Source organism: Streptomyces sp. NPDC058663, from assembly GCF_042716745.1.
Classification (GTDB): Bacteria; Actinomycetota; Actinomycetes; order Streptomycetales; family Streptomycetaceae; genus Streptomyces.
In genome coordinates, this window is sequence record NZ_JBHXRV010000041.1 from 21,196 (window position 1) to 35,920 (window position 14,725).

Sequence of the window (14,725 nt, forward strand, 5' to 3'; positions counted from 1 at the left end):
GTCAAGGGAACGGTGGCCGACCGTAGTTGGTATGTCAGGACAAACCATTGACAGTGCTCGGCGTGCGCGGATAGACCGTGAGGCCATGGGCAGGACGGGTCTGAGCGGGCAGGCCGTGGACAGGGACGGGCCTGACGGAATGGCCGTGAGGCAGGACGGGCCTGACGGAATGGCCGTGGGGCGGGACGGGCCCGACCGGGCCGTGGGGCCGGGCGTCCGGCCGGGAGGGGCGGTGCTCGGTGCGCGACCTGGTGGCGATGGGCCGGCTCGGGGTGGATCTCTATCCGTTGCAGATCGGGGTCTGCCTGGACCGGGTCGAGACGTTCGGCAGGTTCCTCGGCGGGTCGGCGGCGAACGTGGCGGTGGCGGCGGCCCGGCTGGGGCTGGACACCGCCCTCGTCTCACGCACCGGGGCCGACCCCTTCGGGGCCTATCTGCGCAGGGAGCTGCGGGCCTTCGGGGTGGACGCGCGCTGGGTGACGGAGGTCCCGGACCTGCCCACCCCGCTCACCTTCTGCGAGGTCTTCCCGCCCGACGACTTCCCGCTGTACTTCTACCGCAGGCCGAAGGCGCCCGACCTGGAGATCCGTACCGGCGAACTGGACCTGGCGGCGATCCGCCGGACCCGCGTGCTGTGGGTGACCGGCACCGGGCTGTGCGCGGAGCCCAGCAGAAGCGCCACCCTGGCGGCGCTCGCGGCCCGCTCGCGCACCGCGCACACGGTACTGGACCTGGACTGGCGGCCGGTCTTCTGGGACACGGCGGACGACCCCGGCCACCTCTACGCGCAGGCCCTGCGGCACGCGACGGTCGCGGTCGGCAACCTCGACGAGTGCGAGATCGCCACAGGTGTACGCGACCCCGGCGCCGCCGCCGAGAAGCTGCTGGCGCGGGGCGTGGAGCTGGCCGTGGTCAAGCAGGGCCCGGCCGGCGTGCTGGCGGTGCACAGGGACGGCACCGTGGCCGAGGTGCCGCCAGTGCCCGTCGAGGTGGTCAACGGGCTCGGCGCGGGCGACGCGTTCGGCGGCGCGCTGTGCCAGGGGCTGGTGGCGGGCTGGCCGCTGGAACGCACCATCCGCCGGGCGAACGCGGCGGGCGCCCTGGTCGCGGGACGGCTGGAGTGCTCCTCCGCGATGCCCTGGCCCCACGAGATCGACGACCTTCTGACGACGGGTGGAACGTCATGACCGGTGAACGGGCGTACGGGTACGGCGAGCAGCCGGACCGGGCCGGCGCGCACCCAGGCGGAGGCGGGCAGCCCGGCAGCGGCGGGCACTCCGGCGGGGGCGGGCATTCCGGCGGGTGCGGGCAGCCCGGCGGGGGGCTGCACGTGCCGGCCGGGAGCGCGCCCCCGGGCCCGTACACCGTGGACATCGGGCCCTGGCGCAAGGACCCCCCGTACGAGGACTGGCAGTACACCGCGCTGCGCGTGCTCACGCTGGGGCCCGACGGGTCGCATCACCTGGCCACCGGGGAGTACGAGTGGATCGTGCTGCCGCTGGCCGGGGCGTGCAGCGTGCTGATCGACGGACGGATCATCGAACTGCGGGGCAGAGAAGGGGTGTTCGCGGGCGTCAGTGACTTCGGGTACCTCCCGCGCGACGCCCACGCGCAGATCGCTTCCGGCGCGGGCGGACGCTTCGCCCTGGCGGGAGCGAAGTGCGCACGGCGGCTCCCCGCCCGCCACGGCCGCGCGCCGGACGTTCCCGTCGAGCAGCGGGGGAGCAGGGCGACCACCCGTCAGGTGCGCAACTTCGCCGCCGCCGAGGCCTTCGACTGCGACCGGCTGATCGCGGTGGAGGTGGTGACGCCCGCAGGGAACTGGTCGTCGTACCCGCCGCACAAGCACGACGAGGCGGTGCCGGGGCGGGAGTCGGTGCTGGAGGAGATCTACCACTACGAGATCGAGGACGGCGGACTCGGCTACCAGCGGATCTCGCCGTCCCGGCCGGGCGGCGCCGACCTGCTGGCCGAGGTCCGCACCGGCGACACGGTCCTGGTCCCCGACGGCTGGCACGGCCCGTCGATCGCACCGCCGGAGCACGCCATGTACTACCTGAACGTGATGGCGGGGCCGGGCCCCGTACGCGAGTGGAAGATCCGCTTCCACCCGGATCACGGGGACGCCTACCGGTGAGGCCGGGATCACGGGGACGCCTACCGGTGAGACCCGGACGACGGGGACGCCTACCGGTGACGGCCGGTTCGCGGGGACGCCCGGACCGCGGGGCCACCTACCCGTGATCCGGACCCCCGGCCCCCCCGACCCCCCGGACCCCCCGGGCCGCTGGGACACCCAACGGGTCCCCCCCCGGGAGCATCCCGGCACCTGCCCGTGAGAGGAGACCGCCCATGCCCGTCCGCCGCCTCACCACCGCCCAGGCCCTGCTCGCCTTCCTCACCCGCCAGTACACCGAACACGACGGCACCCGCCACCGCCTGATCGCCGCCACCTGGGGCATCTTCGGCCACGGCAACGTCGCCGGACTCGGCCAGGCGCTCCTGGAAACCGGGCATACCGGCCCCGACGGCATGCCCTTCCTCCAGGGCCGCAACGAGCAGGCCATGGTCCACGCCGCCGTCGGCCACGCCCGCCAGTGCCGCCGGCTGTCCACGCACGCCGTCACCACCTCCATCGGCCCCGGCGCCACCAATCTCGTCACCGGAGCCGCCCTCGCCACCGTCAACCGGCTTCCCGTCCTCCTCCTCCCGGGCGACACCTTCGCCGCGCGCCCGGCCGACCCGGTACTCCAGCAGCTCGAAGTCCCGCACTCCGGCGACCTGTCCGTCAACGACTGCCTGCGCCCGGTCTCCCGTTACTTCGACCGCATCACCCGCCCCGAGGCCCTGATCCCCGCCGCACTCGCCGCGATGCGCGTCCTCGCCGACCCCGCCGAGACGGGCGCCGTCACCCTCTGCCTGCCGCAGGACGTGCAGAGCGAGGCGTACGACTGGCCCGAGGAGTTCTTCGCGGAACGCGTCTGGCGGATACGTGCCCCCGCACCGGACCAGCACGACCTGTTCCGGGCGTCGCAGGCGGTACGGGCCGCCCGCCGCCCGCTCCTCGTCGCGGGCGGCGGCGTCCGTCACGGCCGGGCCGAGGACGCCCTGCGCCGGTTCGCCGACGCCACCGGCATCCCCGTCGCCTCCACCCAGGCGGGCAAGGGCTCCCTCCCGTACGACCACCCCGCCGACGTCGGCGGCATCGGCCACACCGGCACCGCCACCGCCAACCACCTCGCCCGCACCGCCGACCTGGTGATCGGCGTCGGCACCCGCTGGACCGACTTCACCACTGCGTCCCGCACGCTCTTCCAGAACCCCGGCGTCCGCTTCGTCAACCTCAACCTCGCCTCCTTCGACGCCCACAAGATGAGCGGCGACGCGCTGACCTGCGACGCCGACCAGGGCCTGCGGCACCTCGCCGACGCGCTCCGCCCCCAGGCCGTCCCCGAGCTCCCGGACGGCACCGACTCGTACCTCCCCCCGTACCGCGTCGAGAAGAAGTACGAGGCGGAGTACCGCACGGCGAAAGGGCGTTGGGAGGAGCACGTCTGCGCCGTCTACGCCGCCCCCGACGACAAGGCCGTCCCCACCCAGGCCCAAGTCCTCGGCGTGCTCGACACCCTGGTCACCGGGGACGACATCCTGATCAACGCCGCGGGCTCGCTCCCCGGCGACCTCCACAAGCTCTGGCGGACCCGCTCGCACGACCAGTACCACGTCGAATACGGCTACTCCTGCATGGGCTACGAGATCCCCGCCGCCCTCGGCGTCCAGCTCGCCGCGCCCGGCCGCCCCGTCTGGGCGCTCGTCGGCGACGGGACGTACCTCATGAACCCCACCGAAATCGTCACCGCCGTGCAGGAGCGGCTGCCGGTCAATGTGGTGATCCTCGACAACCACGGGTATGCCTCCATCGGCGGCCTCTCCGAGACCGTCGGCGCGGAGCGGTTCGCCACCGACTACCGCTTCCGGGCCCCCGACGGCACCTACACGGGGGAGCCCCTGCCGCTGGACCTCGCCGCCAACGCGGCCTCGCTCGGCATGCGCACCCTGCGCGCCCACACCATCGCTGACCTGCGCGAAGCCCTGGCGGATGCGCGCGCGAGCACGGAACCCACATGTGTCTACGTGGCGACCGAAACGGGCGACACAGTGTCGGGCCCGGTGGAGGGCGCCGCATGGTGGGATGTTCCCGTGGCCGAGACCGCGACCCGCCCGTCGGCGGCCCGGGCACGCGCACAGTACGACCGGCACGTCGCAGCCCGACGCCACCACCTCTGAAGGAGTGCAGTTCATGAAGACCGTCAACCACTGGATCGGTGGCAGGACCGTCGAGGGTGCGTCGGGCAACTGGGGCCCCGTCACCGACCCGGCCACCGGCGAAGCCGGCACCCGGGTCGCGCTCGCCTCCGCCGAGGAGGTCGACGCGGCCGTCGCTTCCGCCAAGGCCGCCTATGCCACCTGGGGCACCTCCTCCCTCTCGGCACGCACCACGGTCCTCTTCCGCTACCGCGCCCTGCTGGACGCACACCGCGACGAGATCGCCGCCCTGATCACCGCCGAACACGGCAAGGTGCACTCGGACGCACTCGGCGAGGTGGCCCGCGGTCTGGAGATCGTCGAGCTGGCGTGCGGCATCACCACCCAGCTCAAGGGCGAGCTCTCCACCGAGGTGGCCACCCGCGTCGACGTGTCCTCGATCCGCCAGTCGCTCGGCGTCGTGGCCGGCATCACGCCGTTCAACTTCCCCGCCATGGTGCCGATGTGGATGTTCCCGCTCGCCATCGCCTGCGGCAACACCTTCGTACTGAAGCCCTCCGAGAAGGACCCCTCCGCCTCGCTGCGCCTCGCCGAACTGGCCACCGAGGCCGGGCTGCCGGACGGCGTCCTGAACGTGCTGCACGGTGACAAGGTCGCCGTCGACCGCCTCCTGGAGCACCCGGACGTCGCGGCGGTCTCCTTCGTCGGCTCCACCCCGATCGCCCGCCACATCCACGCCACCGCCTCCGCCAACGGCAAGCGCGTCCAGGCGCTCGGCGGCGCCAAGAACCACATGCTGGTCCTCCCGGACGCCGACCTGGACGCGGCCGCCGACGCCGCCGTCTCCGCCGCCTACGGTTCGGCCGGCGAGCGCTGCATGGCGATCTCCGCGGTCGTGGCCGTCGGCGCCATCGGCGACGAACTCGTCTCGAAGATCGTCGAGCGTGCCCGGAAGATCAAGATCGGCCCCGGCAACGACCCGGCGTCCGAGATGGGCCCGCTGATCACCGCCGCCCACCGCGACAAGGTGGCGAGCTACGTCACCGGCGCGGCCGCCCAGGGCTCCAAGGTCGTCCTCGACGGCACCGGGTACACGGTCGAGGGCTTCGAGAACGGCCACTGGATCGGCCTCTCCCTCCTGGACCACGTCCCCACCGACTCCGACGCCTACCGCGACGAGATCTTCGGCCCGGTGCTCTGCGTCCTGCGCGTGGACACCTACGAGGAGGGCGTCGCCCTCATGAACGCCTCGCCGTTCGGCAACGGCACCGCGATCTTCACCCGCGACGGCGGCGCCGCCCGCCGCTTCCAGCTGGAGATCGAGGCCGGCATGGTCGGCGTCAACGTCCCGATCCCGGTCCCCGTCGGTTACCACAGCTTCGGCGGCTGGAAGGACAGCCTCTTCGGCGACCACCACATCTACGGCACCGACGGCATCCACTTCTACACCCGCGGCAAGGTCACCACGACGCGCTGGCCCGACCCGGCCGACGCCCCCTCGGGCGTCGACCTGGGCTTCCCGCGCAACCACTGACCCCCACCCCCGGGGCCACCCCGGCAACGGCCCGTACCGGACCCCCTCACCGGGTCCGGTACGGGCCGCTGTCCTGTGCCGCCGCGGCGGTACGGGACAGCCGGGGCGGTACAGGCTTTGCCCGTGCGGTACGGGGATCAGACGGCGGGCGCCGGCTCCTTCGCGGGCAGCGGCTGCCGGGCGACTCCTCCGGCCCCAGCCCCTCCGGCCCCAGCCCCTCCGGTCCCCGCTCCTGCGGTCTCGGCCCCGAGCAACCGCTGCATCGGCATGACCGCCGCCCGCCCCGACACCACGACCGTCGCCGACAGCACCACCGCCGCGATCGCCCCGCCCAGCCCCACCATCACGTGCACCGGCACCGTGTACGCGCCGGCCACCCGCAACACCGACTCCAGCAGCAGCCCCGCACCCCAGATCAGCGAGAAGCGCGCCTCGTGCCGCCGCATCGGACCGGGTGCCGCCGTCAGTCGCTCCCAGGCGGCCGTGCGCCCCGCGTCACCGCGCAGCAGCACCGGCAGCATCGCCGAGGACATCAGCGGCCGCCCGTACAGGGCCGCGACAAGCACCACGAGCCCCAGCGCTCCCGTGATGCCGCTGTCCTTGGCGAGCATCAGCCGGGGGTCCCCGGTCACCGCGCTCAGCGCGAAACCGACCGCGTTGGCCACCAGGATGAGCGCGGCCAGCACGTTGAGCTTCCGCTCGGCCAGGGCGCTCCACACCGTGCGGACCAGCGGGACGACGCTGCTCAGGGCGAGCGCCGCGAAGGTGCCGACACCGGCCGCAGTCAGGGCGTAGTACAGACCGAGGGGCAGGCCGGCGTCCAGGGCCAGCGGCTTCAGGCCGGCGATCATCCCGTGCTTGCTGCTGCTCATCCGGAAACGCTCCTCGTGTCGCGGCCTCGTGTGGTGCGCCGTCAAGAAGAAGCCTGCCGGGAAGGGCGGTTGTGGTGGCAGAGCCGCGTGTACCCGGCTCCGCAGGACATTTGTCATGGGTGCGGGGGTGCGGGGGTGCGGGGGTGCGGGGGTGCGGGGGTGCGGGGGTGCGGGGTGCGGGGGTGCGGGGGTGCGGGGTGCGGCGGGTCGGCGGATCGGCGGATCGGCGGACCCTGCCCCACTAGAGACCGGCTCGTGCCGCCGCCCCGCCGGACGGCAGTCGGGAGGCCGTCACCAGGACGTACTCGCGGTCCCGCAGGCCCTCCACCAGGGCGGGGAGGGCGGCCACCACCGCCGGATTGCTGTCGTCCAGCACCACGGTGGCACCCGGGGCCGCTCCGTCGAGCGCCCGCTCCACCACGGCCCGGTCGTCGCGGGCACCGTGCCCCGCAGCCGGTACCCCACCGAGAACCTGCGTCAGGCCCAACGAGCGGCAGATGGCCGCCACTTGAGCGTTCGAAACGCCGTGCGGCGGCCGCACCAGGGTGGGCCGGTGCCCGGTGACCTGGGTGAGTACGCGTTGCGTCTGGGCAAGCTGCCGACGCGCCTCCTTCGCCGGTACATCGGTCAGCCGGGGGCGGGTCCAGGTGCCATTGCCCACCTCGTGCCCCTCCTCGCCCATCCGCCGCACCAGCTCCGGGTGGCGGAAGGCCGGCACCCGGCCCGTCACGAAGAACGTCGCAGGCGCCCCCTCGTCCGCCAGCGTGTCCAGGAGTGCGCCGGTGTGCGGCCCAGGTCCGCCCTCGAAGACCAGCGCCACGCACTTCTCGGCCCGGCAGTCCGCCGCAGTGTGGGCGGGGCTGCTCGCGACACCGCCCAGCAGGGACGCGCCGACGAACGCGACGGCGGCGATCAGGGAACGCTTGCGTTTCGTCACCGGTCACCGGTACCAGCGGCGGCACCGTCAAAAACCGGTGCCGCCGCAGGTCACCCGGTCAGCGCGTCAACGTACCGCTGACGCCGCAACGGCCGCGCGCGGGAAGCGCGACCGGCTGCTGGGCCATCGGACGTCGGGCAGTCAGGCCGTCAGGCAGTCAGGTCGGCGGGCAGCCAGGCCGTCGGGCCGCAGGCAGTCAGGCCGGCGGCCCGGCGTACCTGCCGATGACCACGGTCGCCCCGGTCTCCTCGTCCTCCACGACCCGTGCACGCAGCCCGCCGCGCTCCATCGCCTCCGCGGTCCACCGGGACTGCCGTTCGCTGGTCTCGATCAGCAGACTGCCGCCCGGAGCCAGCCACTCGGCGGCCTCCGCCGTCACCCGCCGCTGCACATCGAGGCCGTCGGCCCCGCCGTCCAGGGCGACCAGTGGTTCGTGCTCGCGTGCCTCGGGCGGCAGCAGCGCGATGTCGTCCGTGGGAACGTACGGCGCGTTCGCCACCAGTACGCCGACCCTTCCGCGCAGCTCCGCGGGCAGCGGCGCGTAGAGATCGCCCTCGTACACGGCTCCGCCCACCGCCCCCAGGTTCCGCCGTGCGCAGCGCACCGCGGCGGCCTCCACGTCGGCGGCGTACAGCTCGATGCCGGGCAGCCGCGCCCCCAGCACCGCGCCGACCGCCCCGGACCCGCAGCACAGATCGAGCACCACGGCGCCCGGCTGCCGGGCCTCCGCCAGAGCGAGGGCGTGGCCCGCCAGGAACTCGGTGCGCGGCCGGGGCACGAACACCCCGGCGTCCACCGCGATCCGCAGCCCGCAGAACTCCGCCCAGCCCACCACGTGTTCCAGGGGCAGGCCCCCGGCCCGCCGGAGCACCATGGCCGCCAGCTCGTCGGGCGAACCGGCGGCGGCGAGCAGCAGCCGCGCCTCGTCCTCGGCGAACACACAGCCCGCGGCACGGAGCCGCCCGACGGTGGCCTCGAAGGGCGGCAAGGAACCGGCGGAACCGAAGGGGGAGGAAACGGCACCGGCGGCCCGGGAAGCGGCGGCCGGGGAAACGGAAGTCAGCGATATCGACATGGGAGAGCCTTTCGGTACGACCGAGGGCACTCTCCGGATCCGTGACGACTACGTCGAAGTCGTACGACCGTGAGGCGAGAGCACCCAACCTGCGACAGCGGTAATGGGTCTCACCTCCCTGGTCCGGGCTCCGCGCGGACGGCGGAGCAACAGGTCCAGACCCTACAGGGCCCGTCCGGGGACCGTAAAGAACGTCCGGGGACGGCGAGTAGAGGGGCCGGACGTACACCGACTGCGGTACTCCGCCCGGGGCGCCTACTCCCGCAGGAGGTGCACGGGTTCCGCCCGGCGGCATCCCGGGGGGCGCCAACGGCCGCTTAGGGTCTGGAGTATGGAGAATCCCCTTCGCCGAAGGCCGGGCACCCGCCTGCGCGGCCGCCGGCTCGCCGCCGTGACAGCGGTGCTCGCCGTGCTGGTGGGCGGTGGTGTCTGGGCGGGTGTCGCCGCCGCGGACGATCCGGCCCCCGTACACAGGTCCGACCAGGTGCTCCCGATGCCTGGTGCGCGTATCGACACCTCCCTGTTCACCGACGGCACGGACAAGCGCAGGCCCGCCGTCCTCATCGGGCACGGCTTCGGCGGCAGCAAGCAGGACGTCAGGGCCCAGGCCGAGGAACTGGCCAGGCAGGGCTACACCGTGCTGACCTGGTCCGCCCGGGGCTTCGGCCGATCCGGCGGCAGGATCGGGCTGAACGACCCGGACGCCGAGGTCAGGGACGTGTCCCGGCTGCTCGACTGGCTGGCCGCACGGGACGACGTACAGCTGGACAAGGACGGCGACCCGCGCGTCGGGGTCACCGGCGGGTCCTACGGCGGCGCGGTCTCGCTGCTCGCCGCCGGGTACGACCGGCGCGTCGACGCCATCGCCCCCACCATCACCTACTGGAACCTCGCCGACGCGCTCTTCCCCGACGGTGTCTTCAAGAAGCTGTGGGCGGGCATCTTCGTCACCACCGGCGGCGGCTGCGCCCGCTTCGAGCCGAAGCTGTGCGAGCTGTACGAGCGGGTGGCGGTCGACGGCAAGCCCGACGAGGCGGCCCGCAAGACCCTTGAGGCCCTGAGCCCCTCCGCAGTCGCCGACCGCATCAAGGTGCCCGCGCTGATCGTGCAGGGGCAGAGCGACTCACTGTTCCCGCTGAGCCACGCCGACGCCATGGCGAAGGCGATCAGCGGCAACGGCGCCCCCGTCGCGGTCGACTGGATCTCCGGAGGCCACGACGGCGGCGACCGGGAGGACGCCCGCGTCGAGGGCCGGATCACCCGCTGGTTCGACAAGTACCTCAAGGACGAGAAGGGCGCCGACACCGGCCCCGCCTTCCGGGTCACCCGTACCGGAGGCGTCGACTCCACCAATGGCAGCGCCCAGCTGCGCGGCGCCGACACCGACCGCTACCCGGGCCTGCGCCACGATCTGAAGGACGTCCCCCTCACGGCCGGCGGCCCCGGCCCGGCCGGTGGCCTCTTCCCCGGCCAGGGCAACGCCCCGGCGGACGAGGGCGCGCCCGGCCAGGGAGCGCCCAGGGCCCAGGCGGCCCCTGCCCGTGGGGGAAGTGAGCAGACCTTCGTCAACCCGGCCGGGGCCAGCCCGCCCGCCATCTCCGGGGTTCCCGGCATCGGCGGCGCGCTTGCCTCGTTCTCCGGCCTCGGCGTGGGGCTCTCGCTCGACTTCCCCGGCCAGTACGCGCGGTTCGACTCCGCGCCACTGACCACCGGACTGCACGTCACGGGATCCCCGGCCGTCAAGGTCAAGGTGAAGTCCGACCGCGACGACATGGTGCTCTTCGCCAAGGTCTACGACGCGAGCGCCAACGGCACGCAGATCCTCCCGCACCAGCTCGTCACCCCGGTCAGGATCACCGGCGCCAAGGCGGGCCGCACCGTCGCGCTGTCGCTGCCCGCCATCGACCACAAGTTCCAGGCCGGGCACCGGATGCGGCTGCTGCTCACCTCGACCGACCTCGGTTACGCCTCCCCTGCCGAGCCCGCGACGTACACCGTCGCGCTGGACGGCGGCCTGAGCGTCCCGACCGACCCGCAGCTGGCGACCGCCGCCACGGGGCTCCCCGCCTGGGTGTGGTGGCTCCCCCTGGCCGGCGCCCTGGCCGCCGGCGCACTGCTGCTCAGCGCACGCCGCAGGGCAGCCGCACCCGCCCCCGACCCGGCACTCGCCGGTGTGCCGCTGCAGATCACCGGACTGAGCAAGCGCTACGGCAAGTCCGGTGACAGGTACGCGGTCCGCGACCTCTCCTTCCGGGTGGACAAGGGCCAGGTGCTCGGCCTGCTGGGGCCCAACGGTGCGGGCAAGACCACCACCCTGCGCATGCTGATGGGCCTCATCACCCCCGACGAGGGCGAGATCCACGTCTTCGGGCACGCCATCAGGCCCGGCGCCCCCGTCCTCTCCCGGGTCGGCGCCTTCGTCGAGGGCGCGGGCTTCCTTCCGCACCTCTCCGGTCGCGCCAACCTCGACCTGTACTGGCAGGCCACCGGGCGCCCCGCCGAGGACGCGCGCATCGAAGAGGCCCTGGAGATCGCCGGACTCGGCGACGCGCTCCAGCGCGCGGTACGCACGTACTCCCAGGGCATGCGCCAGCGCCTCGCCATCGCCCAGGCCATGCTCGGCATGCCGGACCTGCTGATCCTCGACGAGCCGACCAACGGACTCGACCCGCCGCAGATCCGCGAGATGCGCGACGTGATGATCCGGTACGCGGCCGGCGGACGCACCGTGATCGTCTCCAGCCACCTGCTGTCCGAGGTCGAACAGTCCTGCACGGACCTCGTCGTCATGGACCGGGGCAGGCTGGTGCAGGCAGGACCGGTCGCCGAGATCATCGGCTCGGGCGACACCCTGCTGGTCACCGTCGACGGCGAGGTGCCGGACGCGGTCGTCGAGAAGGTCGGCGCGCTGCCCGGAGTCGACTCCGCGCTGCGGGCCGAGGGCGGGCTGCTGGTCAGGCTCGACGGACTGACCTCGACCGCGCTCATCGCCGAACTGGTCCGCATGGACCTGCCACTGACCGGTGTGGGACCGCACCGCCGCCTGGAGGACGCGTTCCTCACCCTGATCGGAGGCTCCGCGTGAGCAGCACCCTGCGGGAGACGGCCGCCGCGCCCGCGCCCGCCCGCGACACCGCCCCCGGCTACCGCCCCGGCCGCACCCTGCCCTTCCTGGTGGAGGCGAAACGGCAGTGGCGGCGGCGCCGCACGATGGTCATGGCGATCATCCTGGGCGCGCTGCCGTTCGTCCTGATCGCCGCCTTCGCCATCGGCGGCACCCCCGAGGAGCGCGGCGGCAGCGCGAGCGGCCGGATCAACCTGATGGACACGGCCACCGCGTCCGGCGCGAACTTCGCCGCCACCTGCCTGTTCGTGTCCGCAGGATTCCTGCTGGTCATCCCGGTCGCCCTGTTCTGCGGGGACACCGTCGCCTCGGAGGCCAGCTGGTCCTCGCTGCGCTACCTGCTGGCCGCCCCCGTGCCCCGGGCCAGGCTGCTGTGGAGCAAGCTGGCGGTGGCGCTGTCGTTCAGTCTGGCGGCGATGGTGCTGCTGCCCCTGGTCGCGCTGATCGCCGGTACGGCGGCGTACGGCTGGGGCCCGCTGGAGATGCCCACCGGCGGTGCGCTCCCGGCGGGCACGGCCGCGCCGCGCCTCGCGCTCGTCGTCGCGTACCTCTTCGTCTCCCAGCTGATCACCGCCGCGCTCGCCTTCTGGCTGTCCACGAAGACGGACGCGCCGCTGGGCGCGGTCGGCGGCGCGGTCGGCCTGACGATCGTCGGCAACGTCCTGGACGCGGTCACCGCGCTCGGCTCGTGGCGCGACTTCCTGCCCGCGCACTGGCAGTTCGCCTGGGTGGACGCGCTCCAGCCGCAGCTGGAGTGGGGCGGAATGATCAAGGGGGCCGCGGTCTCGGTGACGTACGCGCTGATCCTCTTCGCCCTGGCGTTCCGGGGCTTCTCCCGCAAGGACATCGTGTCGTGAGGATGGGGGAGCGGCGGTTGCCGCCAATGGGACGGCTGTCGGCACCTGGCACCTGACGAGGGCCCTGACCCGGTGAGTTGCCGGAAGGGAGCTGCGAGGCGGGCCGACTCCGTACATCATGAGCGACATGTCAACTCTTCTGCTCGCACTGGCAGTTGTTTCCACCGGCCTCTACGCGGGCATGATGCTCATCTTCCAGACCGGCATCATGCCCGCACTGGCGAAGCTCACCGACGAGCAGTTCGTACCGGCGATGCGGCGCGTCAACGAATCCGTGCCGCGCGGCACCTTCGTGCTGACGATGTTCGCCTCCGTCGCCTTCCCCATCGCCGCCCTGATCGTCGGCCCCGAGGGCGGCCGTACGAACACCCAGCGGTGGCTCCTCATCGGCGGCCTGGTCCTCTCGTTCCTCAACCACGCGGTCACCTCGGGGGGCAACGTCCCCCTGAACACCGCCCTGGCCAACTCCGAGCGCTCCGGCACCTCGGACGCCCAGGCCCGCGCCGCCTTCGAATCCCGCTGGAACAAGCTGCACGCGGTACGCACGCTCTTCGCGGTGGCGGCGTTCGCGCTGGTGACGGCGAGCGCGATGGCGTAGGGGGAGCGGGGGCAGGGCACGGGTGCGGTGCTGCGCGGCCTCCGGGTCGTGCCCCCCCCGGCCTGCTCCTCTCATCGCCCGAGCAGGGCGAAGAGCCGCTCCCAGCGCTCGGCGACCACCTCCGGCGCGTACTGGCGCGCCTTCTCCCTGGCCGCGTCCCCCAGCCGGTCCCGCAGCTCCGCATCCGCCATCAACCGGCCCAGCTGCGCCGCCAGTTCCTCCACATGGCCCGGCCGGGCCAGCAGTCCGTCGACTCCGTCCGTGACGAACTCCCGCACCGCCGGCGAGGCGTCGAAGGCGACACACGGCAGCCCGGCCGCCATCGCCTCCAGAGGGGCCAGCGGGAACCCCTCCTGCCGCGAGGGCAGCACGAACACGGAGCCCTCGGCGAGCGCCCCGGCCACATCGGCCGCGTACCCCCGCCACTCGACGGACCCCACGATGCCCAGATCCGCACACTGCTTCCCGAGGGCCTCCCGGCGCGCCCGCGCCCGCGTGCCGCCCGTGGCCTCTCCGTACAGCCGCAGCAGCCACCCCGGATGGTGCGCGGCGAGCTGTGCCCACGCGTCGAGGAGGAGGTCCGTCCCCTTGTCGTGGTCGAGCCGCCCGACGGAGACCACGCACTTGCGGGTGCGCGCGGACGGCCGGTCAGGGAAGCCGAACAGCGGACTGGGCATCACCCCCACGTTGTTCAGCCAGCCGCGGATCCACCAGTCGGCGTCCTGCCGGGTCGGGGCGAGCACCCGGTCCGCGTGCTGCCGGTAGAGCCAGCGCAGCCGCTGGTAGCGCGCGGACCGCTTGGTGACCGCGTACGGCTCGTGGCTCAGCACCACCACGGGCAGCCCCGCCGTGTCCGCGAGTGCCACCCACTCCAGCGCCCACCCCTCCGTGACGACCACGGCCCCGGGGCGCCCCGGGCCCGCGCGCCCTTCCCGTAACAGCGCGGACAGCTCGTCGGCCTTGGCCCGCATCCCGCGCCGGTGCAGGTGCCGTCGCCCCCGGGCCGCCAGGTCCCACGGATGGCGGGCCTTCGCGGGGGCTGCGGCCGGAGGGCGGTCGTACAGGGCGCTGATCCGGTACGGGAGTGCTCCGGCGCCGGCGCCGCCGAAACCTGAGCCGGTCTCGGCGAGGCCGGCGCCAGCCTCGGCCTCGGGCGGATCTGTACCGGGAGCGATCCCGATCAGATGCACGCCGTGCCCCTGCCCGGCGAACATCCCGGCGAGGTGCCGTGCCCTCAGAGCGGGCCCGAAGCGGCCGCCGGTGCTGCCGGAGACGAGGAAGAGATCCAAGAGCACTCCCACGACGAGTGAGGCCTGATGAAGAAGTGGGGTAAATCTACCAAAAATAGTATTTTGTGCAGATTCGTTTCTCCATAAGCGGGGGGAGAGTCACCTGGGGGCATGGGCTCCTGACCCCACCCGCTCGAGACTTTCGGCAACGCCCCGTATCCCTTCGGCCGACG

General features: G+C 73.3%; 11 protein-coding genes. 7 read left to right on the forward strand and 4 right to left on the reverse strand.

What is annotated here, in order from left to right; translation table 11 throughout:
* The first annotated feature begins 239 nt into the window (after window positions 1-239).
* The 4 genes from iolC (at window position 240) to ACFWVV_RS27100 (ending at window position 5,800) form a co-directional block, all read left to right on the forward strand.
* Window positions 240-1,187: a 5-dehydro-2-deoxygluconokinase gene (iolC, locus tag ACFWVV_RS27085; protein WP_384341971.1), complete on the forward strand. Its 948-nt coding sequence runs from the start codon at window positions 240-242 to the stop codon at window positions 1,185-1,187.
* On the forward strand, window positions 1,184-2,137 hold the full coding sequence (gene iolB / locus ACFWVV_RS27090; RefSeq protein WP_384341969.1) for a 5-deoxy-glucuronate isomerase: 954 nt from the start codon (window positions 1,184-1,186) through the stop codon (window positions 2,135-2,137). Before iolC ends, iolB begins: the two co-directional genes overlap by 4 nt.
* A gap of 215 nt (window positions 2,138-2,352) precedes the next feature.
* A complete protein-coding gene (gene iolD, locus ACFWVV_RS27095) occupies window positions 2,353-4,287 on the forward strand; it encodes a 3D-(3,5/4)-trihydroxycyclohexane-1,2-dione acylhydrolase (decyclizing) (protein WP_384341967.1) in 1,935 nt (644 codons plus the stop codon).
* Between the two features lie 13 nt (window positions 4,288-4,300).
* Window positions 4,301-5,800, forward strand: coding sequence for a CoA-acylating methylmalonate-semialdehyde dehydrogenase (locus tag ACFWVV_RS27100; RefSeq protein WP_384341965.1), 1,500 nt, complete (start codon window positions 4,301-4,303; stop codon window positions 5,798-5,800).
* Window positions 5,801-5,937: 137 nt separating this feature from the next.
* Here the strand turns inward: ACFWVV_RS27100 and ACFWVV_RS27105 are convergent, their stop codons facing one another.
* The 3 genes from ACFWVV_RS27105 to ACFWVV_RS27115 all read right to left on the reverse strand — a co-directional run bounded on the left by ACFWVV_RS27105 (window position 5,938) and on the right by ACFWVV_RS27115 (window position 8,684).
* Window positions 5,938-6,672 (reverse strand): VC0807 family protein, encoded by a 735-nt coding sequence (locus ACFWVV_RS27105; RefSeq protein WP_384341963.1) that lies wholly within the window; start codon window positions 6,670-6,672, stop codon window positions 5,938-5,940.
* Window positions 6,673-6,913: 241 nt separating this feature from the next.
* The gene (locus tag ACFWVV_RS27110) at window positions 6,914-7,609 is read right to left on the reverse strand and encodes a polysaccharide deacetylase family protein (protein WP_384341961.1); all 696 of its coding nucleotides are present in this window, start codon (window positions 7,607-7,609) and stop codon (window positions 6,914-6,916) included.
* A gap of 196 nt (window positions 7,610-7,805) precedes the next feature.
* Window positions 7,806-8,684, reverse strand: a complete 879-nt coding sequence (locus ACFWVV_RS27115; RefSeq protein WP_384341959.1) for a putative protein N(5)-glutamine methyltransferase — start codon at window positions 8,682-8,684, stop codon at window positions 7,806-7,808.
* Window positions 8,685-9,015: 331 nt separating this feature from the next.
* Here ACFWVV_RS27115 and ACFWVV_RS27120 point away from each other — a divergent pair, with 331 nt between their 5' ends.
* From ACFWVV_RS27120 to ACFWVV_RS27130, 3 genes are all read left to right on the forward strand, one after another.
* Window positions 9,016-11,769 carry an alpha/beta fold hydrolase gene (locus ACFWVV_RS27120; protein ID WP_384341957.1) on the forward strand — a complete coding sequence of 918 codons (2,754 nt, stop codon included), beginning with the start codon at window positions 9,016-9,018 and terminating at the stop codon, window positions 11,767-11,769.
* Window positions 11,766-12,665 (forward strand): ABC transporter permease, encoded by a 900-nt coding sequence (locus ACFWVV_RS27125; RefSeq protein ID WP_384341955.1) that lies wholly within the window; start codon window positions 11,766-11,768, stop codon window positions 12,663-12,665. The genes ACFWVV_RS27120 and ACFWVV_RS27125 overlap by 4 nt, the downstream gene beginning before the upstream one ends.
* 127 nt (window positions 12,666-12,792) lie before the next feature.
* Complete coding sequence (locus ACFWVV_RS27130) at window positions 12,793-13,263, forward strand: DUF1772 domain-containing protein (RefSeq protein ID WP_384341953.1); 471 nt, start codon at window positions 12,793-12,795, stop codon at window positions 13,261-13,263.
* Between the two features lie 71 nt (window positions 13,264-13,334).
* On the opposite strand, the gene ACFWVV_RS27135 is transcribed toward ACFWVV_RS27130, so the two are convergent.
* Entirely contained in the window at window positions 13,335-14,552 is a 1,218-nt protein-coding gene (locus ACFWVV_RS27135; protein WP_384341951.1) for a glycosyltransferase, read from the reverse strand.
* Between the last annotated feature and the right edge of the window lie 173 nt (window positions 14,553-14,725).

Bases quoted from the DNA above. Each gene is read 5' to 3' on its own strand.
- iolB (WP_384341969.1), top strand. From the start codon at position 1,184: ATGACCGGTGAACGGGCGTACGGGTACGGCGAGCAGCCGGACCGGGCC.
- iolD (WP_384341967.1), top strand. From the start codon at position 2,353: ATGCCCGTCCGCCGCCTCACCACCGCCCAGGCCCTGCTCGCCTTCCTC.
- ACFWVV_RS27100 (WP_384341965.1), top strand. From the start codon at position 4,301: ATGAAGACCGTCAACCACTGGATCGGTGGCAGGACCGTCGAGGGTGCG.
- ACFWVV_RS27105 (WP_384341963.1), bottom strand. From the start codon at position 6,672: ATGAGCAGCAGCAAGCACGGGATGATCGCCGGCCTGAAGCCGCTGGCC.
- ACFWVV_RS27115 (WP_384341959.1), bottom strand. From the start codon at position 8,684: ATGTCGATATCGCTGACTTCCGTTTCCCCGGCCGCCGCTTCCCGGGCC.
- ACFWVV_RS27120 (WP_384341957.1), top strand. From the start codon at position 9,016: ATGGAGAATCCCCTTCGCCGAAGGCCGGGCACCCGCCTGCGCGGCCGC.
- ACFWVV_RS27130 (WP_384341953.1), top strand. From the start codon at position 12,793: ATGTCAACTCTTCTGCTCGCACTGGCAGTTGTTTCCACCGGCCTCTAC.